This is a genomic window from Streptomyces sp. NBC_01451 (assembly GCF_036227485.1).
GTDB lineage: Bacteria > Actinomycetota > Actinomycetes > Streptomycetales > Streptomycetaceae > Streptomyces.
This window is the reverse complement of sequence record NZ_CP109479.1, coordinates 2,404,922-2,430,080: the sequence shown is the minus strand read 5'-3', so window position 1 is coordinate 2,430,080 and position 25,159 is coordinate 2,404,922. Positions and strand designations below refer to the sequence as shown.

The 25,159-nt window shown below is 70.2% G+C and carries 17 protein-coding genes; 13 read left to right on the top strand and 4 right to left on the bottom strand.

What is annotated here, in order from left to right; all coding sequences use genetic code 11:
• Positions 1–12: 12 nt before the first annotated feature.
• The 7 genes from OG595_RS10215 (at position 13) to OG595_RS10185 (ending at position 11,118) form a co-directional block, all read left to right on the top strand.
• Complete coding sequence (locus OG595_RS10215) at positions 13–1,701, top strand: extracellular solute-binding protein (protein ID WP_329270251.1); 1,689 nt, start codon at positions 13–15, stop codon at positions 1,699–1,701.
• Entirely contained in the window at positions 1,701–2,789 is a 1,089-nt protein-coding gene (locus OG595_RS10210; RefSeq protein WP_329270250.1) for an ABC transporter permease, read from the top strand. The genes OG595_RS10215 and OG595_RS10210 overlap by 1 nt, the downstream gene beginning before the upstream one ends.
• Positions 2,786–3,712, top strand: a complete 927-nt coding sequence (locus tag OG595_RS10205) for a carbohydrate ABC transporter permease (protein WP_329270247.1) — start codon at positions 2,786–2,788, stop codon at positions 3,710–3,712. The genes OG595_RS10210 and OG595_RS10205 overlap by 4 nt, the downstream gene beginning before the upstream one ends.
• Positions 3,713–3,849: 137 nt before the next feature.
• Positions 3,850–6,081, top strand: coding sequence for a 1,4-beta-glucanase (locus tag OG595_RS10200; protein WP_329270246.1), 2,232 nt, complete (start codon positions 3,850–3,852; stop codon positions 6,079–6,081).
• Complete coding sequence (locus tag OG595_RS10195) at positions 6,081–8,045, top strand: beta-galactosidase (RefSeq protein ID WP_329270244.1); 1,965 nt, start codon at positions 6,081–6,083, stop codon at positions 8,043–8,045. Before OG595_RS10200 ends, OG595_RS10195 begins: the two co-directional genes overlap by 1 nt.
• A complete protein-coding gene (locus tag OG595_RS10190) occupies positions 8,042–10,312 on the top strand; it encodes a glycosyl hydrolase family 95 catalytic domain-containing protein (RefSeq protein WP_329270242.1) in 2,271 nt (756 codons plus the stop codon). The genes OG595_RS10195 and OG595_RS10190 overlap by 4 nt, the downstream gene beginning before the upstream one ends.
• 86 nt (positions 10,313–10,398) lie before the next feature.
• A complete protein-coding gene (locus tag OG595_RS10185) occupies positions 10,399–11,118 on the top strand; it encodes a glycoside hydrolase family 12 protein (RefSeq protein ID WP_329270240.1) in 720 nt (239 codons plus the stop codon).
• Between the two features lie 41 nt (positions 11,119–11,159).
• Here OG595_RS10185 and OG595_RS10180 read toward each other — a convergent pair whose 3' ends face one another.
• The 3 genes from OG595_RS10180 to OG595_RS10170 form a co-directional block, all read right to left on the bottom strand.
• Entirely contained in the window at positions 11,160–12,347 is a 1,188-nt protein-coding gene (locus OG595_RS10180) for a sulfotransferase family protein (protein WP_329270238.1), read from the bottom strand.
• 640 nt (positions 12,348–12,987) lie between these two features.
• On the bottom strand, positions 12,988–15,039 hold the full coding sequence (locus OG595_RS10175; protein ID WP_329270236.1) for a glycoside hydrolase family 31 protein: 2,052 nt from the start codon (positions 15,037–15,039) through the stop codon (positions 12,988–12,990).
• 235 nt (positions 15,040–15,274) lie between these two features.
• Positions 15,275–16,294: a LacI family DNA-binding transcriptional regulator gene (locus OG595_RS10170; protein WP_329270233.1), complete on the bottom strand. Its 1,020-nt coding sequence runs from the start codon at positions 16,292–16,294 to the stop codon at positions 15,275–15,277.
• A gap of 374 nt (positions 16,295–16,668) precedes the next feature.
• Between OG595_RS10170 and OG595_RS10165 the strand changes: the two genes are divergently transcribed.
• Positions 16,669–18,615: an acyl-CoA dehydrogenase family protein gene (locus OG595_RS10165; protein WP_329270230.1), complete on the top strand. Its 1,947-nt coding sequence runs from the start codon at positions 16,669–16,671 to the stop codon at positions 18,613–18,615.
• 87 nt (positions 18,616–18,702) lie between these two features.
• On the opposite strand, the gene OG595_RS10160 is transcribed toward OG595_RS10165, so the two are convergent.
• Positions 18,703–19,155 (bottom strand): lamin tail domain-containing protein, encoded by a 453-nt coding sequence (locus OG595_RS10160; protein WP_329270227.1) that lies wholly within the window; start codon positions 19,153–19,155, stop codon positions 18,703–18,705.
• A 154-nt stretch (positions 19,156–19,309) separates the two neighbouring features.
• On the opposite strand from OG595_RS10160, the gene dxr reads away from it, so the two are divergent.
• The 5 genes from dxr (at position 19,310) to OG595_RS10135 (ending at position 25,083) form a co-directional block, all read left to right on the top strand.
• Complete coding sequence (gene dxr / locus OG595_RS10155) at positions 19,310–20,575, top strand: 1-deoxy-D-xylulose-5-phosphate reductoisomerase (protein ID WP_329270223.1); 1,266 nt, start codon at positions 19,310–19,312, stop codon at positions 20,573–20,575.
• Positions 20,576–20,583: 8 nt separating this feature from the next.
• Positions 20,584–21,876 (top strand): M50 family metallopeptidase, encoded by a 1,293-nt coding sequence (locus OG595_RS10150; protein ID WP_329282777.1) that lies wholly within the window; start codon positions 20,584–20,586, stop codon positions 21,874–21,876.
• 202 nt (positions 21,877–22,078) lie between these two features.
• Entirely contained in the window at positions 22,079–23,236 is a 1,158-nt protein-coding gene (gene ispG, locus OG595_RS10145) for a flavodoxin-dependent (E)-4-hydroxy-3-methylbut-2-enyl-diphosphate synthase (RefSeq protein ID WP_329270220.1), read from the top strand.
• Between the two features lie 273 nt (positions 23,237–23,509).
• Positions 23,510–24,364 carry a GNAT family N-acetyltransferase gene (locus OG595_RS10140; protein ID WP_329270218.1) on the top strand — a complete coding sequence of 285 codons (855 nt, stop codon included), beginning with the start codon at positions 23,510–23,512 and terminating at the stop codon, positions 24,362–24,364.
• 143 nt (positions 24,365–24,507) lie between these two features.
• Positions 24,508–25,083, top strand: coding sequence for a GNAT family N-acetyltransferase (locus OG595_RS10135; RefSeq protein ID WP_329270215.1), 576 nt, complete (start codon positions 24,508–24,510; stop codon positions 25,081–25,083).
• The last annotated feature ends 76 nt before the right edge of the window (positions 25,084–25,159 follow it).

Below are 25,159 nucleotides of genomic sequence, written 5' to 3'. Positions count from 1 at the left end.
AGGGTTGACGCAATGACGCCGAATGCCGCTGCCCCCTCCACCGGTCCCTCCGGGCCGAGCCGGAGAAGCTTCCTCGCCTCGACGGCGGTCGCCACCGCAGCGGTGGCGGGCGGGATGCCGCTGCTTGCCGCCTGCGGGGGTTCGGGCGGCGGCGAGCGCGAGGGAACCACATCGGGCAAGGCCGCGGACAAGCTGCTCCCGGCGTTCGTCGCCAGCACGGTGGCCAGGCCGGACATTCCGTCGAAGAACGGTTCGTCCGCCGGCTACACCGGCAAGGTCGACCTCGCGGCCCTCACCGCCTCGGTCCCGGACAAGCTGGGCACCGGCGCCACCTTCAAGATCATGTCCCCGTTCTGGGGCTCCCCGCCGAAGGCCGACTGCGCCTACTACACGGCACTCGACGCCGCGGCGGGCACCAAGATCACCTGGCAGAACCAGGACGGCAACACCTACGGCCAGAAGCTGGGCGCCGTCCTCGCCTCCAGCTCCATCCCCGACATGGTGGTCGTGCCCGGCTGGGAACTGGTCGGCAAGATCCCGAACGCCGTCACCGCGAAGTTCATGGACCTCGGCCCCTACCTGGCGGGCGACAAGGTCAAGAAGTACCCGAACCTGGCCGCGATCCCCTCCGACGCCTGGCGCAGGAGCATCTTCGGCGGCGCGCTGCGCGGCATCCCGATGCCGGCCGCCGCCGCGTCCTTCATCGTGCCCTACTACCGCAAGGACATCTTCGACAAGAAGGGCTACTCCGTACCGAAGTCGCCCGACGAGTTCCTCAGCTGGGCCAAGGAGGCCACCAGCGCCAAGGCCAAGGTGTGGGCCTGCGGTGACATGTCCTGGAGCGCCTTCAACTTCTTCGGTGTCCGCCCCTCCGGGTCGCTCGGCTGGAACATCGGCTCCGACGGCAAGCTGACGTACCGCTCTGAACAGCCCGAGTACCTGGAGGCCCTGGAGTGGACCCGCAAGCTGTTCGACGCGGGTGTGGTCCACCCCGACGACAAGGCGCGCTCCGGTGACGCGGGCAACCGGTTCACCGCGGGACAGATCCTGGCCTACAACATGGACATGTCCCACTGGTACGGGAAGACCTCCGAACAGGCCGCGTCCAACCCGGACTTCCAGATCGAGGGCATGGACATCTTCGGCGCGGACGGCGGCGACCCGACGCTGTGGGCGGCCCAGCCCGCCAACATCTGGTCGATGATCCGCAAGGGCGCCTCGAAGACCACGATCGAGAACGCCCTGGCCGCCGCCGACTTCGCGGCCGCGCCCTACGGCACCAAGGAGCGGATGCTCGTCGACTACGGCGTCGAGGGCACCCACTACACGGTCAAGGACGGCGTCCCGGTCAAGAACGACCTGGGCAACTCCGAGGTGGTCAACGCCTGGGTGATGCTGTCCGCGCCGGCCCCCTACTACGCCCACCCCGACTTCCCCGACGTCGCCCGCAAGCAGGTCGAGTGGCAGCAGCGGATGGGCGCCTTCATGAAGAAGTCGTCCACGTACGGTATGAACATCGTCGAGCCGACCCGCTGGGCGAACCTCTCCAGCCAGTTCGAGCAGCTGGAGATCGACTACGTGCGCGGCAACCGCAAGCTGTCGGACGTACAGGCGGCCATCTCCACCTGGAAGTCCTCCGGCGGCGACAAGCTGCGCGACTGGTACCAGCAGCTCATCGACAAGAACGGCAGCGGCAACTGATGTCTCTCACGGCCGGGAGCAGGCCCGACGGGACTCGTTCTCCCGCGGCCGTCGAGGAACCGACGGCCGCGGTCGCCGCAACGACGGCGACGGAACGGGTGCCGCGCAAGGCCCGCAGGGCAGGCAGGGCGAGCAAGGTGAGCAAGGTGAGCAAGGCGGGCAGGGTTCCCTGGCGGGTCCGGCTGCGCCGTGACCGCGCGCTCATCCTGATGACGCTGCCCGTCATCCTCCTGCTCCTCCTCTTCAACTACATCCCGCTGCTCGGCAACGTCGTCGCCTTCCAGGACTACGACCCCTACGTCTCCAGCAACGGCGTCACGGCGATCTTCCACAGCCCCTGGGTCGGCGTGGAGCAGTTCTCGCGGATGTTCGACGACCCGCTGTTCTGGGGCGCGGCGAAGAACACCATCGTGCTGTTCGTGCTCCAGCTGGTGCTGTTCTTCCCGATCCCCATCGTGCTCGCGCTGGTCATCAACAGCGTGATCCGGCCCCGGGTGCGGGCCGTGGCACAGGCGATCATGTACCTGCCGCACTTCTTCTCGTGGGTCCTCGTGGTCACCGTCTTCCAGCAGATCTTCGGCGGCGCGGGCATCATCGCCCAGACCCTTGAGGACCACGGGTGGAGCGGGTTCGACCTGATGACCAACGCGGACCTCTTCAAGTACCTGGTCACCGCACAGGCCGTCTGGAAGGACGCCGGCTGGGGGATCATCGTCTTCCTCGCCGCGCTGGCCGCCGTGAGCACCGACCTGTACGAGGCCGCCGCCATGGACGGCGCGGGGCGCTGGCGCCGCATGTGGCACGTGACGCTGCCCGCGCTGCGCCCGGTGATCGCCCTGCTGCTCGTCCTGCGGGTGGGCGACGCGCTGAGCGTCGGATTCGAACAGTTCCTGCTCCAGCGGGACGCGGTCGGCGTGGGGGTCAGCGAGGTCCTCGACACCTACGTGTGGAACATGGGTATCCAGAACGGCGACTTCAGCTATGCCGCCGCGGTCGGTCTGGTCAAGGGAGCCATCGGAGTGTGTCTCGTCCTGGGTGCGAACAAGTTCGCGCACCTGCTCGGTGAGCAGGGGGTGTACAAGAAGTGAGCCTCAACACGCAGCTCGTCCGCAGCCTCCAGGCCCCTGCCCGCCCCGCGTGGGAGGAGGAGCCCAACAAGGCCGGGATCACCGCCAAGAGCGTCTTCCTCGCGCTCTGCTGTCTGGGGGTGCTCGGGCCGCTGTGGATCGTGATCGTCACCAGCCTCTCCCCGAAGCCGGTGATCGACCGTGTCGGCGGTCTCGTGGTGATCCCCCAGGGCATCACCTTCGTCAACTACACGGAGCTGCTCAGCGGCGGCCAGGTCAGCCGGGCGATCACGATCTCGGTCGGTGTCACGCTCGTCGGCACGGTGTTCTCGATGGTGGTGTCGGTGCTCGCGGCCTACGGGCTGTCCCGGCCCGGCAGTGTGGGGCACCGGTTCTTCCTGCTCACCATGATGGCGACCATGTTCTTCGGGGCCGGCCTCATCCCGACGTACCTTCTGGTGCAGTCGCTGGGGCTCACCGACACCTATCTGTCGCTGATCCTGCCCAGCGCGGTCAGTGTCTTCAACATCCTCGTCCTGCGCGCCTTCTTCATGGGGATCTCGCCCGAGCTCACCGAGTCCGCGCGGATCGACGGGGCCGGGGATCTGCGGATCCTGCTGACCATCATCATGCCGCTGTCCCGGGCGGTGCTGGCGGTGATCTCCCTGTTCTACGCGGTCGGGTACTGGAGTGCCTGGTTCAACGCGTCCATCTATCTCAGCGACCAGGACATGATGCCGTTGCAGAACGTGCTCATCCAGCTGGTCCAGAAGAACACCGCGTCGCCCACGGGGCTGCAACAGGCGGTCCGTACCGGGCAGTTGTCGGCGCTGGGGTTGCAGATGGCCGTGATGGTCCTCGCGTTGATCCCGGTCGCGGTGGCGTCGCCCTTCGTGCAGCGGCACTTCAAGAAGGGCATGCTGACCGGCGCGGTCAAGGGCTGACGTCCAGGTTCGCTGTACTGGGTGCCCCCTTGCGGTCTGGTGGCGGCTGCGGGGCCGATGCGGTCGATCGAGCAGTTCCCCGCGCCCCTTCGGGGGCGCGTCCTCCCCCCTCTTTTTCCTTCAGATCGAGGTAAGTCATGCCTGCGTCCCGTCCGAGTAGACGTGCCGTTCTTGCCGCGACCGCTGCCGTCGCCGCGGTCTCCGCCGTATCCGTCTCCGGTACGGCGGCTCAGGCGGCCTCCGCTGCCGCGGCTGCCCCCGCCTACCGCTGGCGCACCGCCGTCATCGGCGGCACCGGATTCGTCACCGGAGTGCTCTTCCACCCCTCCGTCCGCGGTCTCGCCTACGCCCGTACCGACATCGGCGGCGCCTACCGGTGGGACGAGCGCGCCGCGCGCTGGACCGCGCTCACCGATCACCTCGGGTGGGACGACTGGAACCTCCTCGGGGTCGAGGCGATCGCCGTCGATCCCGCGCACCCCGACCGGGTGTACCTCTCCCTCGGCACCTACGCCCAGTCGTGGGCCGGAAACGGTGCCGTCCTGCGGTCCGAGGACCGGGGCAGGACCTGGGCCCGTACCGACCTGACCGTGAAGCTGGGAGCCAACGAGGACGGGCGGGGCGCCGGCGAGCGGCTGCTCGTCGACCCGCGGGACAGCGACACCCTGTGGCTGGGCACCCGGCACGACGGACTCCTCAAGTCCACCGACCGGGGCGCCACCTGGGCACCCGCGACCACCTTCCCGGCCACCCCGAGCCCGAGCGGCCAGGGCGTGGTCTTCCTGGTCGCGGCCGGCCGTACCGTCTACGCCGGCTGGGGAGACGGCGACGGCAAGGGCACCGCCGGCACCGCCAACCTGTACCGCACCTCCGACGGCACCACCTGGGAAGCCGTGCCCGGCCAGCCCGTCGGTGTCACCTCGGCCAGGGTCCCGATCCGCGCCGCCTACGACAAGCACACCCGCGACCTGTACGTGACGTACGCCAACGCGCCCGGGCCCAACGGTCAGTCGGACGGCAGCGTGCACAAGTTGCGCACCACCACCGGCAGTTGGACGGACGTGACCCCGGTCGAGCCGGGCGGGACCACCGCCGACGGCTCCGCCGACAACTTCGCCTACGGCGGGGTCGCCGTCGACGCCTGCCGGGCCGGCACCCTCGTCGTCTCCACCAACAACCGCTGGGCCGACATCGACACGGTGTTCCGCTCCACGGACGGTGGCCGTACCTGGACGTCCCTCAAGGACACCGCGGTGTTCGACGTGTCCGAGACCCCCTTCCTCACGTTCGGCAAGGACAAGCCGAAGTTCGGCTGGTGGATCCAGGCGCTCGCCGTCGACCCCTACGACTCCCGGCACATCGTGTACGGGACCGGTGCGACCCTCTACGGCACCCGCGACCTCAAGCACTGGGCCCCGCAGATCCGCGGCCTGGAGGAGACGTCCGTACGCCAGCTCGTCTCGCCCCCGACCGGGGAGGCGCACCTGCTCAGCGGGCTCGGGGACATCGGCGTGATGTACCACGAGCGGCTCACGGCGTCCCCCTCACGCGGCATGGCGTCGAACCCCGTGTTCGGATCGGCGACGGGACTCGCCCAGGCCGCGGCCAAGCCGTCGTACGTCGTCCGGACCGGATGGGGCGACAACGGCAACGGGGCCTTCTCGAACGACGGCGGACGGAGCTGGGCACCCTTCGCCACCCAGCCCGCCATCGCCAAGAACGCGCCGGGGCCGATCGCCGCCAACGCCGACGGCAGCGTGCTGCTGTGGACCTTCGTGCACTGGGACGGCACGAAGTACCCGGCCCAGCGCTCCACTGACAACGGCACGACCTGGTCCGAGGTCTCCTCGATCCCGAAGGGCGCCACACCGGTCGCCGACCCGGCCGACCCGACCCGGTTCTACGCCTACGACACCGACACCGGAACGCTGTACGCCAGCACAGACAGCGGCCTCACGTTCACCGCCCGGGCGAGCGGACTGCCCTCCGGCGACAGCCAGTTCGAGCTGGCCGCGGCGCCCGGACGCTCCGGCGACCTGTGGCTGAGCGTCAAGTGGAACGGGCTGTACCGGTCCACCGACGGAGGGGGCACCTTCACCAAGGTCGCCAGCTGCTGGGCCTCGTACACGCTCGGGTTCGGCCGGGCCGCCCAGGGCGCCGACTACCCGGCGGTCTACCTGGTCGGTTCCACCGGGACCATCACCGCCATCCACCGCTCCGACGACGAAGCGAGGACCTGGACGCGGATCAACGACGACGCCCATCAGTGGGGCTGGACCGGCGCCGCGATCACCGGCGACCCGCGCATCCACGGCCGTGTCTACGTCGCCACCAACGGGCGGGGCATCCAGTACGGGGAGCCCGTCTGATGCCCGGGCTCGGTGACGCCACCCGGGGGCGCGTCCTCTTCGGCGGTGACTACAACCCCGAGCAGTGGCCCGAGGAGACCTGGCCGGAGGACGTCCGGCTGATGAAGGACGCCGGGGTCAACTCCGTCACGCTCGGCGTCTTCTCCTGGGCGAAGCTCGAACCCCGCCCAGGCGCCAGGGAGTTCGGCTGGCTGGACCGGCTGATGGACCTGATGCACGAGAACGGCATCGGTGTCGTCCTCGCGACGCCCACCTCCTCGCCGCCGCCCTGGATGGGCCGGCTGCACCCGGAGACCCTGCCCGTCGCCGAGGACGGGCGCGTCGAGTGGTGGGGCGGGCGCCAGCACTTCGCGCACTCCAGCGCCGCCTACCGCCGCTACGCCGCCGCCATCACCGAGGACCTGGCCGCCCGCTACGGCGGCCACCCCGCCCTCATCATGTGGCACATCAACAACGAGTACTGCACCTACGACTGGGGCGACGAGTCGGCCGCCGCCTTCCGGCGCTGGCTCCAGGACAGGTACGGCACCCTGGACGCCCTCAACACCGCCTGGGGAACGGCGTTCTGGAGCCAGGGATACGGCGACTGGTACGAGATCCTGCCGCCGCGCCTCCCGCACTACATGCGCAACCCCACCCAGGTGCTCGACTTCAAACGCTTCACCTCCGACGCGCTCCTGGAGTGCTACCTCGCGGAACGCGACATCGTCCGCCGTCACACCCCGCACCTCCCGGTCACCACCAACTTCATGCCGATGTGGGCGGGCCAGGACGCCTGGCGCTGGGTCCAGGAGGAGGACGTCGTCTCGGTCGACATGTACCCCGATCCCCGCGACCCGTTCGGTGCCCAACAGGGCGCACTGATCCAGGACATGACGCGTTCGCAGGCACGCGGCCCGTGGATGCTGATGGAGCAGGCGGCCGGTCCGGTCAACTGGCGGGGTGTCAACCACCCCAAGCCGCGCGGCCTCAACCGGCTCTGGTCGCTCCAGGCGGTGGCGCGTGGCGCCGACGCCGTCTGCTACTTCCAGTGGCGCCAGTCCCGGCAGGGCGCCGAGAAGTTCCACTCCGGCATGGTCAGCCACGCCGGCGAGCAGGGCCGCACCTTCCAGGAGGTCAAGCAGCTCGGTGCCGAACTCGCCGCCATCAGCCGTGAGGTGACGGACAGTCACACCCCGAACGACATCGCCGTTCTGCACGACTGGCACGCCTGGTGGGGCGGCGCCCAGGACGGGCGGCTCTCCTCCGAGGTGGACTACCCGCAGGTCGTACGGGCCTGGCACCGCGCCCTCTGGGAAGCACACCTCACCACCGGCTTCGCCCACCCCGAGCACGACCTGTCCGCCTACCGGCTCGTCGTCGTACCGCAGCTGTACCTGCTCACGGACGCGGCCATCGACAACCTCCAGGCGTACGTACGCGGCGGCGGCACCCTCGTCTGCGGATTCCTCACCGGTGTCGCCGACGAGGACGACCGGGTACGGCCCGGCGGCATGGACGCCCGGCTGCGCGAGCTGTTCGGCCTGGGCACCCTGCACGAGTGGTGGCCGCTGGACGCGGGCGAGACCGTCGAAGTGGACGGCTTCCAGGGCCACCTGTGGTCCGAGGAACTGGAGGCCGACGGCGCCGACGAGGTCACCCCGTACAAGGGCGGCGAACTCGACGGGCTGCCGGCGGTGCTGCGCAAGGGACGCGCCTGGTACGTCTCCACCCTCCCCGAGCCCGACGCGCTGCGGGACCTCCTCGCGCGGATCGGCGCGGACGCCGGCGTCCGCCCGGTCCTGGACGGACTGCCCGCCGGGGTCGAGGCGGTCCGGCGCGGTGAGCTGCTCTTCGTGCTCAACCACGGGTCCGACCCGGTGGCCGTCCGCGTACCCGGCGTCCACCGGGACCTGTTGACCGGCGGGATCGTCATGGACGAGGTGTCGCTGGACCGGTACGGAGTGGCGGTGCTGAAGCCATGACATCCGACGAACCGGTCCACGGACCCGTCCACGGAACCTGGGAACCTCGCCCCGCCGCCCGCTGGGAGGACGGCTATCTGAGCGGCAACGGCAACCACGGCGCCCTGGTCTTCGGCGACCCGGAGAGCGAACGTGTCGTCGTCACGCACCACTCCCTCGTCCGCCCGAACGGCGGCGAGCGGGCACGTCCACCGGAGCTCGCGGACCGGCTGACCACCCTCCAGGACCGGTTGCTGGCCGGTGACACCACCGCCGCCGAGGACTTCACGGACGGGCGTGGGCTGCAATGGGTGCAGCCCTTCCATCCGGCGTTCCAGGTGCGGCTGCGCGGCGGAGCACCGGCGGGGCGGCAGCGTGACTACCGGCGGTCCGTCGACTTCACCACCGGCGTCACCGACGCCGGGTGCGAGGGCTGGCGCAGCCGGGTCTTCGTGTCCCGCGCGGACGACGTCATCGTCCAGTACGTCACCGGCGACACCGGTGTCGCCGACGGTCCCGGCCTCACCCTCGACATCACCCTCGACCACCGACTCCCGGGCGCCCCGGCGGAGTTGGGCGTCGGCCAGAGTGTGGTGCGCACCCCTGAGGGCGCCCTGCTCACCCTCCGCGCCCGCTACCCGGACAGCGACCGCGCATACACCGGGGTGACCCTCGTCGTGCCCACGGGCGGGGACACGACCCTCACCCCGCCCGGCGTCCGGGTCGAGGGCGCGCGGTCCGTGCTGCTGCTGACCCGCGTCGTCCGGCACACCGGCGAGCTGGACACGGCCGACCACGCCCGTGACCTGCGGGAACTCCTGCCGGACGCGGACGGTGAGCCATGGTCGGGGGACCAGACATACGACCGTCTCCTCGCCCGTCACACCCCCCTCCACCGCACCGCCTACGACCGTGTCACCCTCGACCTCGCCGCCGACGAGACCGAACGCGCCCTGCCCGGAGCCGAGTTGCTGACCCGCACGAAGAGCCCGGCCCTGCTGGAACGTCTCTTCGCCGCCGGCCGCTACCACCTGCTCTCCGCCAGCGGAATGCTTCCGCCCCGCCTGGTCGGCCTGTGGACCGGCGACTGGAACACCGCCTGGTCCGGCGCGTTCACCACCGACGCCAACCTCAACCTCCAGACCGCGTCCGCGGCGGCCGGAGCGCTCCCCGAAGTCACCGCGGCCCATGCGTCCCTGATCCACAGTCAGGTGGACGACTGGCGGGAGAACGCCCGCGCGGTCTTCGGCGCCCGGGGCGTGGCCGCGCCCGCACACACCGACGGAGAGTCCGGGCTGATCTACCACTTCAGCCGCGAGTACCCGCTCCACCTGTGGACCGCCGGCGCCGACTGGCTGCTGAAGCCCCTCGTCGACCACGACGACACCGAGGGCGTCCGTGACCCGCGCACGGCCGCCCTGCTCGCCGAAGTCGCCCTGTTCTACGAGGACTTCCTCACCCGCACCGACCCTGACGGACACCTCGTCGTCGTCCCCTCCTACTCGCCCGAGAACCGTCCCGCCAACGCGAGCTGGGGCGCCGTCAATGCCGCCATGGACCTCTCGGCGGCCCGGCACGCCCTGCTCACCGCCGCCGACCACCACCCCGACGACCCCGAACGGGCCGACCGCTGGCGGGCGTTGGCCGACCGGCTCCCGCCGCACCGGGTCAACGCCGACGGCGCGCTCGCCGAATGGGCGTGGCCCGGCCTCGACGACACCTACGACCACCGTCACCTCAGCCACCTCTACGGTGTCTGGCCCCTCGACGAGATCAACCCGTACGACACCCCCGACCTCGCCGCCGCCGCGTACCGCGCCCTCCAGCTCCGGGGCGCCGAGAACGACTCGGCCCACGGACACCTGCACCACGCGCTGATCGCCGCCCGGCTCCGCGACGGCGAACGGGTCACCCACGCCCTCGGCCAGGTGCTCGACGGCGACTTCTTCCACGCCTCACTGATGAGCGCCCACTACCCGGAGCGGGACGTCTACAACGCCGACGCGGCACACACCCTGCCGGCGGTGCTCATCGAGGCGATCGTCCAGTCGACCCCCGACCGGCTGGTCCTCCTGCCCGCGCTCCCCGCGTCCTGCCCCACCGGCCGGCTCCGGGGCGTACGCACGCGCTTCGGCGCGGAGGTGGACCTCGACTGGGGACCGGGGCGGGGCCGGGCCGTCGTACGCCCGACCCGCAGCCACCGGATCGACCTCAGAACCTCCTCCGGCTCACGCACGCTCGATCTCGTCGCCGGAGAGGACCGCGTCCTCGACCTGGGGCCGCGGTAACCGCACCGAGGAACAGCGCGACAGAAAGCAGCACACCAACCCCCACCCCCCACCCGCATTTCCCCCCACCCATGGAAGGAACCCCCATGGCAACACGCACCCGCACCCTGAGCCGGATCACCAAGGTCCTGCTGGCCCCCGCCCTCGCGCTCGGCGCCACCGTCGGCCTCGCCTCCGCCCCCGCCTCCGCGGCCGTCTGGAGCTCCTGCGACCAGTGGGGCAACACCTCGCTGAACGGCTACACCCTCTACAACAACATCTGGGGCTCCGGCGCCGGAAGCCAGTGCATCTGGGCCAACTCCGGCACGAACTGGGGCGTCAACGCCAACCACCCCAACACCGGCGGCATCAAGTCCTACCCCAACTCCAAGAAGGTGATCAACAAGACGATCACCTCGCTCGGTTCGCTCTCCAGCAGCTACAACGTCTCGGTCCCGTCGTCCGGCGCGTACAACACGTCGTACGACATCTGGGACACCGACTACGACTACGAGATCATGCTCTGGGTCAACAAGACCGGAGCCGTCGGGCCGCTCGGCACCTCGCAGGGCAACGTGACGCTGGGCGGCCACAGCTGGACCGTCTACAAGGGCAGCAACGGAGCGAACGAGGTCTTCTCGTTCATCCGTACCTCGAACTCGTCGTCCGGCACGGTCAACATCCTGCCGATCCTCAAGTGGATCAAGGACACCAAGGGCTGGTTCGGCAACGAGACGATCGGTGACGTGCAGTTCGGGTTCGAGATCACCTCGTCCTCCGGCGGCCTGAACTTCACCACCAACAACCTGACGGTCAGCAGCAGCTGACGTCGGCAGCCAGGTGACAGGGCCGGGGCCGGCCGCGCCGTTCAGGCGCGGTCGACCTCGGCCCGCAGGGTGTTGTAGTCCGCGAAGGCCGTCTCGACGTCGGCGCGGGTCAGGCCGTAGCGGGACAGGTCGTAGCGGTGGGGGCGGCTGCCCCTGAGGTGGGTGCTGACCGTGGGGAGCCGGGCCGCGTCGGCGTCGGTCCAGGGGGCGCCGACGGCCGCGTAGAGCTTCGGTGCGCCCGCGGCCGGGTCGGAGCCGAGCCAGGAGTACGGCACGTCCACCACCTCCTCGCGGGGGATGCCGGCCCGGGCCGCGAGGCCGCGCCGCACGGAGCGGCTGAGCAGGTCGAGCCAGGTGGCGCCGAGGGCGTGCAGGTCCACCGTGCGCCGGGAGAGGGCCATTCCGCACTCGACCAGGCTGCAGAACGAGGCGACGGCGGTCGCCGGGTCGCGGTGGGTCCACACGAGCGTGGCGTCGGGGAACACGGTGCGCAGGGCGTCGAGATTCCCGGTGTGCATGGGGGACTTGAGGATCCAGCGGCGCCGCGGCCGACCGTACTGGAGCACCTGGAAGCACTCCTTGAGGTGCCGGTAGTCGGGGACGAAGTCCCGCTCGAACTGCCGGGCGTGGTACTCCGGGAGCCGGGCCTGGGACAGCGGCACCAGGGCGTGCGGCAGGAGGAAGGTGCACTCCTCGGGGCCCTCGGCGGTCATGGGGTGGATCTCGCGGAAGCGCGGGCTGAGCAGATACGTGCCGTCGAGCGTCCGGCGCGCGGTCGTGACCGCCTTCCGCCGCTCGCCGGGCGACGGTTCGAGGCCGGGGGCGAGCAGTTCCCACAGCCGGGGGCAGCGGTGCTCGTCGGAGAGGGACAGCACGCTGTGGGTGAGCGTGGTGGCGGTACGCGGGAGACCCACCACGAACACGGGCTTCTCGATGGGCTCCTGGGCTATCGCGGGATGCTCGGCGATCAGCCGCCGGACCCGGGCCCGGTTGGTGAGATGCCTGCGGACGTGGGCCTGAGCGGACTGCCAGCCGACCGGCGACAGTTCCTCGTCGGCCGCCCACTCGGCGAGCAGCGGCCGGAACCCCTCGACGAACGCCTCGTCCCCGTCCGCTCGCCCCGCCTTGCCGGCGATCCGGTCGAACACCCGGTCCGGATCGCGCCGGGATCCCAACGAGGGCCGCAGTAACAGGTTCGCCAGCGTGAGGGCGAGGGGAGCACTGGACACGAGACAGTTTTCCTTTCCAAGGGAACACCAGGACTGGTTCGCCTGACCAGTCTGCAAAGAGCGCAAGTTGACGCACCCACCGCCCCCCCCGGGGACACGCCCTACAGGCGCGCCGTGAACCGCCCGCCAAACCACAACAACCCCTCCCACGAGCCGACGGCAACCACGACTCCCCGACCGGGGGACCGCCCCTACAGGGGCGCGGGGAACTGCGCGCCAAGCCACCACGCTCCCGCACCCACCGCTGAACCGAACCACCTGTTCCCCAAGCCGGCCCGGCAGCCACGACTCCCCGACCGGAAGACCGCCCCCACAGGCGCGCGGGGAACTGCGCGCCAAGCCACCACGCTCCCGCACCCACCGCTGAACCGAACCACCTGTTCCCCAAGCCGGCCCGGCAGCCACGACTCCCCGACCGGAAGACCGCCCCTACAGGGGCGCGGGGAACTGCGCGCCAAGCCACCACGCCCCCGCACCCACCCCCGAACCGAACCACCCGTTCCCCGAGCCGGCCCGGCAGCCACGACTCCCCGACCGGGGGACCGCCCCTACAGGGGCGCGGGGAACTGCGCGCCAAGCCACCACGCCCCCGCACCCACCGCCGAACCGAACCACCCCTCCCACCAGCCGGCGGCAGCCGCTACTCGACGATCGGGAGCCTCGCCCCATCCCGCAGAAACAGCGGGATCCGCTCCAGCGGCGCGTCCACCGTCACGGCCGCACCACCCGCATACGTCTCACCGCTCCACGCGTCCGTCCAGGCCGCCCCCGCCGGGAGGTACGCCGTACGGGTCGTCGCGCCCGCCGTCAGGACCGGGGCGACCAGCAGGTCGGGGCCGAAGAGATACGCGTCGTCGACCGACCACGCCGCCGGGTCGTCCGGGAACTCCAGGAACAGCGGGCGCATCACCGGCAGCCCCTCCTCGTGCGCCTCCCGCATGACCCGCAGCACGTACGGCTTCAGGCGCTCGCGCAGATGGACGTACCGCTCCAGGATCGCGCCGGCCTCCGCACCGTACGACCACACCTCGTTGGGACCGCCGGTCATGTCGGGACCCAGCGGCATGCCCGGGTCACGGAACCCGTGCAGACGCATCAGCGGCGAGAACGCGCCGAACTGGAACCAGCGGACCATCACCTCGCGGTACGCCGGGTCGTCCGGGTCGCCCCCGTGGAAGCCGCCGATGTCGGTGTTCCACCAGGGGATGCCGGAGAGGGCGGTGTTGAGACCGGCCGCGATCTGGCGGCGCAGGGTCGGGAAGTCGACGCCGATGTCACCGGACCACAGGGCGGCGCCGTAGCGCTGACTGCCCGCCCACGCCGAGCGGTTGAGGCTGATCACCTCGTCCTCGCCGGACGCGACCAGGCCCTCGTAGAAGGTGCGGGCGTTCTCGACCGGGTACAGGTTGCCGACCTCCAGGCCGGGGCCCGCCCAGTACCGCAGGTTCTCCGGGAAGCCCGGCTTCAGCTCCGGCTCGCAGGCGTCCAGCCAGAAGGCCGTGATGCCGTACGGGGCAAGGTAGTTGTCCCGGATCTTCGACCACACGAACTCGCGGGCCTCCGGGTTCGTGGCGTCGTAGAAGGCGACCTGGACGGTGGACGCGACACCCTTGTCCGGCCAGTCGGCGTGCGCCATCGGGCCGTACTGCGTGCCGATGAGGTAGCCGCGCTGCTCCATGAGCTGATGGTTCTCGGAGAGCGGCGACACCGAAGGCCACACGGAGACGACGAGTTTGACACCCATCTCCGCCAACTCCGCGACCATGGCGGCCGGGTCGGGCCACTCGGCCGGGTCGAACTTCCAGTCGCCCAGATGCGTCCAGTGGAAGAAGTCGCACACGATGGCCCGCAGCGGCAGCCCGCGCCGCTTGTACTCCCGTGCCACGTCGAGGAGTTCGTCCTGCGTGCGGTAGCGCAGCTTGCACTGCCAGAAGCCCGCCGCCCACTCCGGCAGCATCGGTGTACGTCCCGTCACCGCGCTGTAGCGCCGCTGGGCGTCGGCCGGCTGCCCGGCGGTGATCCAGTAGTCGATCTGCCGGGCCGAATCCGCCACCCAGCGCGTCCCGTTGCCCGCCAGCTCCACCCGCCCGATTGCCGGGCTGTTCCACAGCAGGGTGTAGCCACGGCTGGAGGTGAGCACGGGCACGGACACCTCGGCGTTGCGCTGCACCAGGTCCAGCACGACACCTTTCTGGTCGAACAGGCCGTGCTGGTGCTGGCCGAGGCCGTACAGCTTCTCGTCCTCGTAGGCGGCGAACCGCTGCTCAAGGCGGTGGTAGCCGTTGCCGACGGCCGTGTAGAGACGCGAGCCCGGCCACCAGAAGTGCGCCCGCTCCTCGGCGAGCAGCTCGGCCGAGTCATCGGTGCGCAGGAACCGGATCAGGCCCTCGGCGCTCACCTCGACGGTCAGCGCGCCGACGGTCAACCGCCCCTGCCCGTCCTCGATCTTGACGGTGTACGGCGTCGACTCCGGCTCGTCCAGCAGGGCACCCGGCAGCCCCTCCAGGACCGGTCCGCCGAGCCGGGTCCGGACCCGGACCGCGTCCGGGCCCCAGGGCTCTATCCGTACGGTCTCCTGACGGCCGCTCCACTCCAGCGCACCGTCCCGCTCACGGAACGTACCGACGGTGGGGGAGGACTGCGCGAGGCTGACCGCGCCTGACGGGGGCAGGGATTCGGCGGACTGGTTCACGTGGCGGCTCCTGAAGGAAGGAGTGGGGGAGGGGCGGCTGTGCGGGAACCCGGCACGGCTCTGGCGGGCCGGTCCGGGACAGGCAGGGGTGCCCCAACGGCCTTGAGACGTCGAGGCGTTGGGTGTGTGCTCGGGTGAGGTCTTCGGTTGTGGTGGTCGGTTCCGGACGAGGCCGGCCGACGCGGGCGGGACGTGGGGGGATCAGTGTGTGGGGACAGGAATCAGGGAGCGGGGATCAGGAAGTGGCCGGTGCCGGGGCCGGCCCCGTACTCGCACGCACCGTCAACTCGGGTGCGATCAAAGCGACTTCGTCGCTCCCGTGCCCTTCCAGCTTGGCGATCAGCAGTTCCACCGCGCGGCGCCCCATCTCCTGCGCCGGAATGGCGACGGACGTCAGCCGCACCGAGGCCTGGGTGGCGACCTGGTCAGGACAGACGGCGATGACCGACACGTCCTCCGGCACCGCCCGCCCTTGCTGGCGCAACAGCGCGAGCAGCGGTTCGACCGCCGACTCGTTCTGCACGACGAACCCCGTGGTGCCCGGCCGTTCGTCGAAGATCCGGGCCAGGGTCACCGTCATCGCGTCGAACCCGCCCTCGCACGGCCGGTGCAGCACGCGCACCCCCAACTCCCTCGACCGGGAACGGAGTCCGTCGAGCGTGCGCTCGGCGAAACCGGTGTGCCTTTCGTAGACCGCGGGCGCCTCGCCGATGACAGCGATGTCGCGGTGCCCGAACTCCGCGAGGTGCTCGGCGCACAGCGCGCCCGTGGCCCCGAAGTCGAGGTCGACGCAGGTCAGGCCCTCGGTGGCGGCCGGCAGTCCGATGAGCACGGACGGCTGGTCCGTCCCGCGCAGCAACGGCAGCCGCTCGTCGTCGAGTTCGACGTCCATCAGGATCATCGCGTCGGCGAGCCCGCTGCCGGTCACGCGGCGCACGGCGTCGGGGCCCTCCTCACCGGTGAGCAGCAGTACGTCGTACCCGTAGGTGCGGGCGCTGGTGGCCACGGCGATGGCGATCTCCATCATCACCGGCACGTACATGTCCGTACGCAGCGGCACCATCAGGGCGACGATGTTGGAGCGACTGCTCGCCAGCGCCCGGGCGCCCGCGTTCGGGTGGTAGCCGAGCTGTTGGATGCTCTGCTCGACCCGCTGCCGGGTGCCCACGGAGATGGACCGCTTGCCGCTGAGGACATAGCTCACCGTGCTCGCCGAGACTCCGGCGTGCTGGGCGACCTCGGCGAGGGTGACCATCCAGCTCTCCAAGTATTGTGTGAAGCGCTTCGACAGTGCGCGTAACGGATAACGGCGACGGATAACGGCGAGTGAGGGTGGAACGACAGTAACCCCACCCGGGTTGGGTGTCCATATGTTGTCGAAGCGCTTCGACAAGGTTTTCGGGGCCTTCTCGGCCACCATGGCAACTTTCCCACCTGGGGGTGCCCGCTGAGGAGTGCTGGGCGGAACATCCCCCGTCACCGTCGTGTGGAGAGGGCGCCGGGGGCCAGTCCCGGCCGATGGCCGCGCGAGGACTGGTGGGGGCGCCCGTAATCGGGTACCAACGATCGAGTAGCACCGATCAGTAACGTACGGTCCTCAAGATCCCGATTCGCGGCGAGGTGTGCCTCATGTCCGCAAGCCCAGTCAAGCCCCCAGCCAAACCCACCGTCACCGAGCGGGAGGCCCGCCAGGTGGCGGAGGCCGCCCGGGAACAGGGCTGGCGCAAGCCCAGCTTCGCCAAGGAACTGTTCCTCGGCCGCTTCCGGCTCGACCTCATCCACCCGCACCCGCTCCCGCCCGCCGAGGACGCGCGGCGCGGCGAGGAGTTCCTCGCCAGGCTGCGGGACTTCTGCGAGACGAAGATCGACGCGGCCCGCATCGAACGCGAGGCCCGGATCCCGGACGAGGTCGTGAACGGGCTCAAGGAGCTCGGCGCCCTCGGTATGAAGATCGACACCAAGTACGGCGGCCTCGGCCTCACCCAGGTCTACTACAACAAGGCCCTCGCCCTGGTCGGCTCCGCGAACCCGGCGCTCGGCGCGCTGCTCTCCGCCCACCAGTCGATCGGCGTACCGCAGCCGCTGAAGCTCTTCGGCACCCAGGAACAGAAGGACGAGTTCCTGCCGCGCTGCGCCCGCACCGACATCTCGGCGTTCCTGCTGACCGAGCCCGACGTCGGCTCAGACCCGGCGCGGCTCGCCACCAGCGCGGTACCGGACGGCGACGACTACGTCCTGGACGGGGTGAAGCTCTGGACGACCAACGGAGTCGTCGCCGACCTCCTCGTCGTCATGGCCCGCGTCCCGAAGTCCGAGGGCCACAAGGGCGGCATCACCGCGTTCGTCGTCGAGACCGCCTCCGAGGGTGTCACCGTCGAACACCGCAACGCCTTCATGGGCCTGCGCGGCCTGGAGAACGGTGTCACCCGCCTCCACCAGGTGCGCGTCCCGGCCGCCAACCGGATCGGCCCCGAGGGCGCCGGCCTCAAGATCGCCCTGACCACCCTGAACACGGGCCGCCTGTCGCTGCCCGCGATGTGCGTCGGCGCCGGGAAGTGGTGCCTGAAGATCGCCCGGGAGTGGTCGGGCGTACGGGAGCAGTGGGGGAAGCCCGTCGCGCTGCACGAGGCGGTCGGCGCGAAGATCAGCTTCATCGCGGCCACCACCTTCGCCCTCGAAGCGGTCCTGGACCTCTCCTCCCAGATGGCCGACGAGAACCGCAACGACATCCGCATCGAGGCCGCCCTCGCCAAGCTGTACGGCTCCGAGATGGCCTGGCTGATGGCCGACGAGCTGGTCCAGATCCGTGGCGGACGCGGCTTCGAGACCGCCGAGTCGCTCGCCGCCCGCGGGGAACGGGCGGTCCCCGCCGAACAGATGCTGCGAGACCTCCGCATCAACCGCATCTTCGAGGGCTCCACGGAGATCATGCACCTGCTGATCGCCCGCGAGGCCGTCGACGCCCATCTGACGGTCGCGGGCGACCTCATCGACCCCGACAAGTCCCTGTCCGACAAGGCGAAGGCGGGCGCGAACGCCGGTGTCTTCTACGCCAAGTGGCTGCCCAAGCTGGTCACCGGAGCCGGACAACTCCCGGGCTCGTACGCCGAGTTCAAGCGCGAGGGCGTCGACCTCTCGCCCCATCTGCGCTACGTCGAGCGCAGTGCGCGCAAGCTGGCCCGCTCCACCTTCTACGCCATGTCCCGCTGGCAGGGCCGGATGGAGACCAAGCAGGGCTTCCTCGGCCGGATCGTCGACATCGGCGCCGAACTGTTCGCGATGAGCGCCGCCTGCGTACGCGCCGAACTCCTGCGCGCCCAGGGCCAGAACGGCCGCGAGGCCTACCAACTGGCCGACGCCTTCTGTCGCCAGGCCCGCGTCCGCGTCGAGGAACTCTTCGGCCGCCTGTGGACCAACACCGACGACGTCGACCGCGCGGTGGTCAAGGGCGTCCTCGCCGGCACGTACACCTGGCTGGAGGAGGGCGTCGTCGACCTCTCGGGCGAGGGCCCCTGGATCGCGGACGCCACCCCCGGCCCGACGAAACAGGAGAACGTCCACCGCCCCATCCGCTGAGGCCGAGGCCGAGGCCGGGACCCCGCGCCCCGAAGGGGGCGCGGGGCTGTGCCGATCCGCGGACAACGGACCGCCCGGCCGGCGCAGCTAGCAGTACTTGTCGCTCGGGTCGCTGGTCGTCCACTTGCAGTCGTCGACCTTCGACCCGTTCGCTCTCGTCAGGATCGCCGTGTCGCTGGTGTTGTTCCAGACGTACCAGGAACGCTTCTGGAACTTGGTCGCCGCGCTGTCGGTCCCCTTGCCGGTGCGGATCTTCATGGTCTTGCCCGCGCCGATCTTCAGATTGGCGAAGGTGTACTTGTGGTTGGCGACGTCCTTCAGGATCCAGCCCCTGAGGGAGATGGACGCGGAGCTGGTGTTCTTGATCTCCACCCACTCCCCGTTGAGGGAGGCGTTCGAGCCGTTGTCCGAGCCCGGACTGTCGAACCACACGTGCCGGATGACCACCCCGCCGGCCGCCTCGGCCGGAGTGCTGAGAACCGCGCCGGTCAGAGCCACGGCGCCCGCGAGTGCGGGCAGGGCTGTGCGTCGAATGCGCATCGAGATCCCCCCAAGGATTTCGTCCACGACTGGCCGGTCGTCCACCAGCCAGGAAAGAAGTGTTATCACACGATCTTTATGTGGGTTTCACCTATGGACACTCCACCGGGGGTGCCCTGTCCTCACTGTCGGTGGCAGCGGCCACAATGGAGGGATGACCGACAGTCCAGCCCCACTCGCAGACCCGCACCTCGTCTTCGACCCCGTGGCCGGAGACGGCTCCAGGGACGTGGTGATCCTCGGTTCCACCGGGTCGATCGGCACCCAGGCCATCGACCTGGTGCTGCGCAACCCGGACCGCTTCCGGGTCACCGGGCTCTCCGCCGCGGGCGGTCGGGTCGAGCTCCTCGCCGAGCAGGCGCACCAGCTCCGCGTGCGCACGGTCGCGGTGGCCCGCGAGGACGCCGTACCGGCCCTGCGTGAGGCGCTGAGCACGCGATACGGCACGGGGGAGCCGCTCCCCGAGATCCTCGCCGGACCGGACGCGGCCACCCATCTCGCCGCCTCCGGCTGCCACACCGTGCTGAACGGCATCACCGGCTCCATCGGCCTCGCCCCCACCCTCGCCGCCCTGGAGGCGGGCCGCACCCTCGCGCTCGCCAACAAGGAGTCGCTCATCGTCGGCGGCCCGCTGGTCAAGGCGCTCGCCAAACCGGGCCAGATCATCCCGGTCGACTCCGAGCACGCGGCCCTGTTCCAGGCCCTGGCGGCCGGCACCCGGTCCGATGTGCGCAAACTCGTGGTCACGGCGTCCGGCGGCCCCTTCCGCGGCCGTACGAAGGCACAGCTGGCGGACGTGACGGTCGAGGACGCGCTCGCGCACCCCACCTGGGCGATGGGCCCGGTGATCACGATCAACTCCGCGACGCTCGTCAACAAGGGCCTGGAGGTGATCGAGGCACACCTCCTCTACGACATTCCCTTCGACCGCATTGAGGTGGTCGTGCACCCCCAGTCGTATGTCCACTCGATGGTTGAGTTCACGGACGGATCGACACTGGCCCAGGCCACGCCCCCCGACATGCGCGGCCCCATCGCGATCGGCCTCGGCTGGCCGGAGCGCGTCCCGGACGCGGCACCCGCGTTCGACTGGAGCAGGGCGTCGACGTGGGAGTTCTTCCCCCTCGACACCGAGGCGTTCCCGTCGGTCGGCCTCGCCCGGCATGTCGGGCAGCTCGCGGGCACGGCCCCCGCGGTGTTCAATGCGGCGAACGAGGAGTGCGTCGAGGCGTTCCGGAGCGGCGGGCTACCGTTCAACGGAATCATGGAGACCGTGACCCGGGTGGTCGAGGAGCACGGCACCCCTCGTACGGGAACTTCCCTGACCGTCGCGGACGTCCTTGAAGCGGAGTCCTGGGCACGGGCGAGGGCCCGGGAACTGACACAACAGACGAAGACAACGGCGGAGGCCCGTGCATGACGACACTGATGATGGTCCTGGGCATAGTCGTCTTCGTGATCGGCCTGCTGGTGTCGATCGCCTGGCACGAGCTGGGCCACCTCTCCACCGCGAAGCTCTTCGGCATCCGCGTCCCGCAGTACATGGTCGGCTTCGGCCCGACGATCTGGTCGCGCAACAAGGGTGAGACCGAGTACGGCATCAAGGCGATCCCGTTCGGCGGCTACATCCGCATGATCGGGATGTTCCCGCCGGGCCCGGACGGCCGGATAGAGGCCCGCTCGACCTCCCCCTGGCGCGGGATGATCGAGGACGCGCGCGCCCAGTCCTTCGAGGAGATCCTGCCGGGCGACGAGAAGCGCCTGTTCTACACGCGCAAGCCGTGGAAGCGCGTCATCGTGATGTTCGCGGGCCCGTTCATGAACCTGATCCTCGCGGTGGCACTCTTCCTCATCGTCCTCATGGGCTTCGGCGTCTCGCAGCAGACCACCGACGTCAGCTCGGTCTCCCAGTGCGTCATCGCCCAGAGCGAGGGCCGGGACGCCTGCCGCAAGACCGACGCGGCCTCCCCGGCCGCGGCGGCCGGCCTCAAGGCGGGCGACAAGATCCTCTCCTTCGGCGGGGTCCAGGTCGACACCTGGAACAAGCTCTCGGACGAGATCCGCGCGAACCCCGGCAAGGAGGTGGCGATCGTCGTCGAGCGCAAGGGCGAGCAGGTCACCCTCCACGCGAAGATCGCCACGAACCAGGTCGCGAAGAAGGACTCCAGCGGCCAGATCGTCCAGGGCGAGTACGTCACGGCGGGCTTCCTCGGCTTCAGCGCGGCCAACGGCATCGTCCGCCAGGACTTCGGCGACTCGGTGACCTGGATGGGCGACCGGATGGGCGAGGCCGTCGACTCCATCGCGAGCCTGCCCGGCAAGATCCCCGCCCTGTGGAACGCGGCCTTCGACGGCGGCGAACGCGCCTCGGACTCTCCGATGGGCGTGGTCGGCGCGGCCCGCGTGGGCGGCGAGATCTTCACCCTGGACATCCCGCCGACCCAGCAGCTGGCGATGGCGTTGATGCTGGTGGCGGGCTTCAACCTGTCCCTCTTCCTGTTCAACATGCTCCCGTTGCTGCCCCTCGACGGCGGCCATGTCGCGGGCGCCCTGTGGGAGTCGCTGCGACGGAACACGGCGAAGGTGCTGAAGCGCCCGGACCCGGGCCCGTTCGACGTGGCGAAGCTGATGCCGGTCGCCTATGTGGTGGCGGGACTCTTCATCTGCTTCACCCTGCTGGTCCTGGTGGCGGACGTGGTCAACCCCGTGCGAATCTCCTAGCCACACGGGATTTCCCACGGATTCACGGCGGATTCACTACGGCCGGGCACAGCGGAAGGACCTCGCTGTGCCCGGCCGTTCCCCAATGAGTGGGTTTAGGCGCTGGATGTGCTCGGGTCTGGGCCTGTGCCGTAATCTCGAAGCCTGGAGCCCGTTGTTCCCGGGGCCGGACCTTGAACCACAACTTGGGGTTGCACAGCACATGACTGCGATTTCTCTCGGCATGCCGACCGTTCCGACCAAGCTCGCCGAACGCCGGAAGAGCCGACAGATCCAGGTCGGTTCGGTGGCGGTGGGCGGAGACGCGCCGGTGTCGGTGCAGTCGATGACGACGACGCGTACGTCGGACATCGGGGCCACGCTCCAGCAGATCGCCGAGCTGACGGCGTCCGGCTGCCAGATCGTGCGGGTCGCGTGCCCCACGCAGGACGACGCGGACGCCCTGTCGACGATCGCGCGCAAGTCGCAGATCCCGGTGATCGCCGACATCCACTTCCAGCCGAAGTACGTGTTCGCCGCGATCGAGGCCGGCTGTGCCGCGGTGCGGGTGAACCCCGGCAACATCAAGCAGTTCGACGACCAGGTCAAGGAGATCGCGCGCGCCGCCAAGGACCACGGCACGCCGATCCGCATCGGCGTCAACGCCGGTTCGCTCGACAGGCGACTGCTCCAGAAGTACGGCAGGGCCACCCCGGAGGCGCTCGTCGAGTCGGCGCTGTGGGAGGCGTCGCTCTTCGAGGAGCACGACTTCCGGGACATCAAGATCTCCGTCAAGCACAACGACCCGGTGATCATGGTCAACGCCTACCGGCAGCTCGCCGAGGCCTGCGACTACCCCCTCCACCTGGGCGTCACCGAGGCCGGTCCCGCCTTCCAGGGCACGATCAAGTCGGCCGTCGCCTTCGGCGCGCTGCTCAGCGAGGGCATCGGCGACACGATCCGGGTATCCCTGTCCGCACCGCCGGTCGAGGAGATCAAGGTCGGCAACCAGATCCTGGAGTCCCTGAACCTGCGCCAGCGCGGCCTGGAGATCGTGTCGTGCCCGTCGTGCGGGCGCGCCCAGGTCGACGTCTACAAGCTGGCCGAGGAGGTCACGGCCGGTCTGGAGGGCATGGAGGTTCCGCTGCGCGTCGCGGTCATGGGCTGCGTGGTGAACGGCCCCGGCGAGGCCCGCGAGGCGGACCTCGGCGTCGCCTCCGGCAACGGCAAGGGGCAGATCTTCGTGAAGGGCGAGGTCATCAAGACGGTCCCCGAGTCGAAGATCGTCGAGACCCTCATCGAGGAAGCACTGAAGATCGCCGAACAGATGGAGGCGGACGGGATCGCCTCCGGGGAGCCCTCGGTGTCCGTCGCGGGTTGATTCGCGCCCGCCGCCCCTACCGGTCCCATCCTTCTGGGGCTCCGCCCCGGACCCCGCTCCTCAAACGCCGGAGAGGCTGAAATGCCGGCGCGGGCCGGTATTCCCAGCCCGTCCGGCTTTGAGGACGAGGCCCTTTAAGGGCCGAAGAGGGGGGTCCGTGGGGCGCAGCCCCCGGTGACGGCAAGCGAGCGGCACCCACCCACGGGGCGACGCCGCTCGGCTTCCGCAGGTACAGTGCGGAGATCAGCAGACCGCATTGGTGAGGCCCCGTACGTGTTGACGCAGACCACCTCCCGGGTGCTCGACCCGGGCGACCTGGACGCCGCGCTCGCTGTCCTCGGCCGCGAGCCGGTCGCGAACGCCTTCGTGACGTCCCGTGTCCAGGTGGCAGGCCTCGACCCCTGGCGCCTCGGCGGCGAGATGTGGGGCTGGTACGAGGACGGCATGCTCACCAGCCTCTGCTACGCGGGCGCCAACCTCGTTCCGATCTGCGCCACCCCGCGTGCCGTACGCGCCTTCGCCGACCGCGCCAGGCGGGCGGGCCGCCGCTGCTCCTCCATCGTCGGCCCCGCCGAAGCCACCACCCAGCTGTGGCGGCTGCTCGAACCGAGCTGGGGCCCGGCCAGGGAAGTCCGCCGCCACCAGCCGCTCATGGTGACCGACCGGCTGCCCGACCCCGCCCTCATCACCCCGGATCCGTACGTCCGCCGCGTCCTCAAGGACGAGATGGAGACGATCATGCCGGCGTGCGTGGCGATGTTCACCGAGGAGGTCGGAATCTCGCCACTCGCCGGCGACGGCGGCCTCCTCTACCAGGCCAGGGTCGCCGAGCTGGTCGGCTCCGGCCGCTCCTTCGCCCGCCTCGACCAGCACGGCAAGGTCGCCTTCAAGGCCGAGATCGGCGCCGCGACCCCGCAGGCCTGCCAGATCCAGGGCGTCTGGGTGGCCCCCGAGTACCGTGGCCAGGGCCTCGCCGCCCCCGGCATGGCCGCCGTACTGCGCTACGCCCTCGCGGACGTGGCCCCGGTGGTCAGCCTGTACGTGAACGACTTCAACACCCCGGCCCGCCGGACGTATCTGAGGGTGGGCTTCCAGGAAGTCGGCGCGTTCATGAGCGTCCTGTTCTGAGGATTCCTGTCCCGAAGCGTTCTGAGCTGAAGCGTTCTGTGCTGAAACGGCCGCCGTTGTCCGGGTGGTCCGGGGGAGTGGGGGTCAGCCACATCCGGCCCACGCCCCGCGAGGACGCTGCGCACCCCCTGTAGTCTCCCGGCATGCCGCGCTTCCCCGGTCAGGACCACCGTCACCGCCGCCCCCACGACGTGGTCGTCGGCCCCCTCGACCTCGCCGCCCGGGTCGACGAGGCGCTCGCCGTCCAGGCCGTGGCGTTCGGGCTCGGCCCCGACGAGGTCGCCGTACGCAGGCAGATCGTCCTGCGGCATCTCACTTATCCCGGGGCCCGCGCGCTCGGCGCGACCACCCCCGAGGGACGGCTCGCCGGGTTCGTGTACGGCATGCCGAACGACCGTACGCACTGGTGGTCCACCGTCGTCGAGCCGTACCTGCGCAGACAGGGCCACGACGCCTGGCTCGACGGCTCCTTCGTGATCACCGAGCTGCACGTCCACCCGACCTCCCAGAACATCGGCGTCGGCCGCGCCCTGATCACCGCCATCACCGGCACCGCCGCCGAACCCCGCTCGATCCTCTCCGCGATCGACACCGACAGCCCGGCCCGCGGCCTCTACCACTCCCTCGGCTACGAGGACCTGGCCCGCCAGGTCCTCTTCCCCAGCGCCCCGAAGCCGTACGCGGTGATGGGCGCCCCGCTTCCGCTGCGCCACCGATAAGGACTGGCTGCCGGGCGCGGGCGTACCGATTTCCACCGTCCCGCACCCCCCGGCTAACCTCCTGCCATCACCCTTA

Excerpts from the sequence above, each read along its gene's own strand:
- OG595_RS10215 (WP_329270251.1), top strand. The coding sequence starts at position 13 with ATGACGCCGAATGCCGCTGCCCCCTCCACCGGTCCCTCCGGGCCGAGC.
- OG595_RS10210 (WP_329270250.1), top strand. The coding sequence starts at position 1,701 with ATGTCTCTCACGGCCGGGAGCAGGCCCGACGGGACTCGTTCTCCCGCG.
- OG595_RS10200 (WP_329270246.1), top strand. The coding sequence starts at position 3,850 with ATGCCTGCGTCCCGTCCGAGTAGACGTGCCGTTCTTGCCGCGACCGCT.
- OG595_RS10195 (WP_329270244.1), top strand. The coding sequence starts at position 6,081 with ATGCCCGGGCTCGGTGACGCCACCCGGGGGCGCGTCCTCTTCGGCGGT.
- OG595_RS10190 (WP_329270242.1), top strand. The coding sequence starts at position 8,042 with ATGACATCCGACGAACCGGTCCACGGACCCGTCCACGGAACCTGGGAA.
- OG595_RS10185 (WP_329270240.1), top strand. The coding sequence starts at position 10,399 with ATGGCAACACGCACCCGCACCCTGAGCCGGATCACCAAGGTCCTGCTG.
- OG595_RS10170 (WP_329270233.1), bottom strand. The coding sequence starts at position 16,294 with ATGGTCACCCTCGCCGAGGTCGCCCAGCACGCCGGAGTCTCGGCGAGC.
- OG595_RS10165 (WP_329270230.1), top strand. The coding sequence starts at position 16,669 with ATGTCCGCAAGCCCAGTCAAGCCCCCAGCCAAACCCACCGTCACCGAG.
- OG595_RS10160 (WP_329270227.1), bottom strand. The coding sequence starts at position 19,155 with ATGCGCATTCGACGCACAGCCCTGCCCGCACTCGCGGGCGCCGTGGCT.
- dxr (WP_329270223.1), top strand. The coding sequence starts at position 19,310 with ATGACCGACAGTCCAGCCCCACTCGCAGACCCGCACCTCGTCTTCGAC.
- OG595_RS10150 (WP_329282777.1), top strand. The coding sequence starts at position 20,584 with ATGATGGTCCTGGGCATAGTCGTCTTCGTGATCGGCCTGCTGGTGTCG.
- ispG (WP_329270220.1), top strand. The coding sequence starts at position 22,079 with ATGACTGCGATTTCTCTCGGCATGCCGACCGTTCCGACCAAGCTCGCC.
- OG595_RS10135 (WP_329270215.1), top strand. The coding sequence starts at position 24,508 with ATGCCGCGCTTCCCCGGTCAGGACCACCGTCACCGCCGCCCCCACGAC.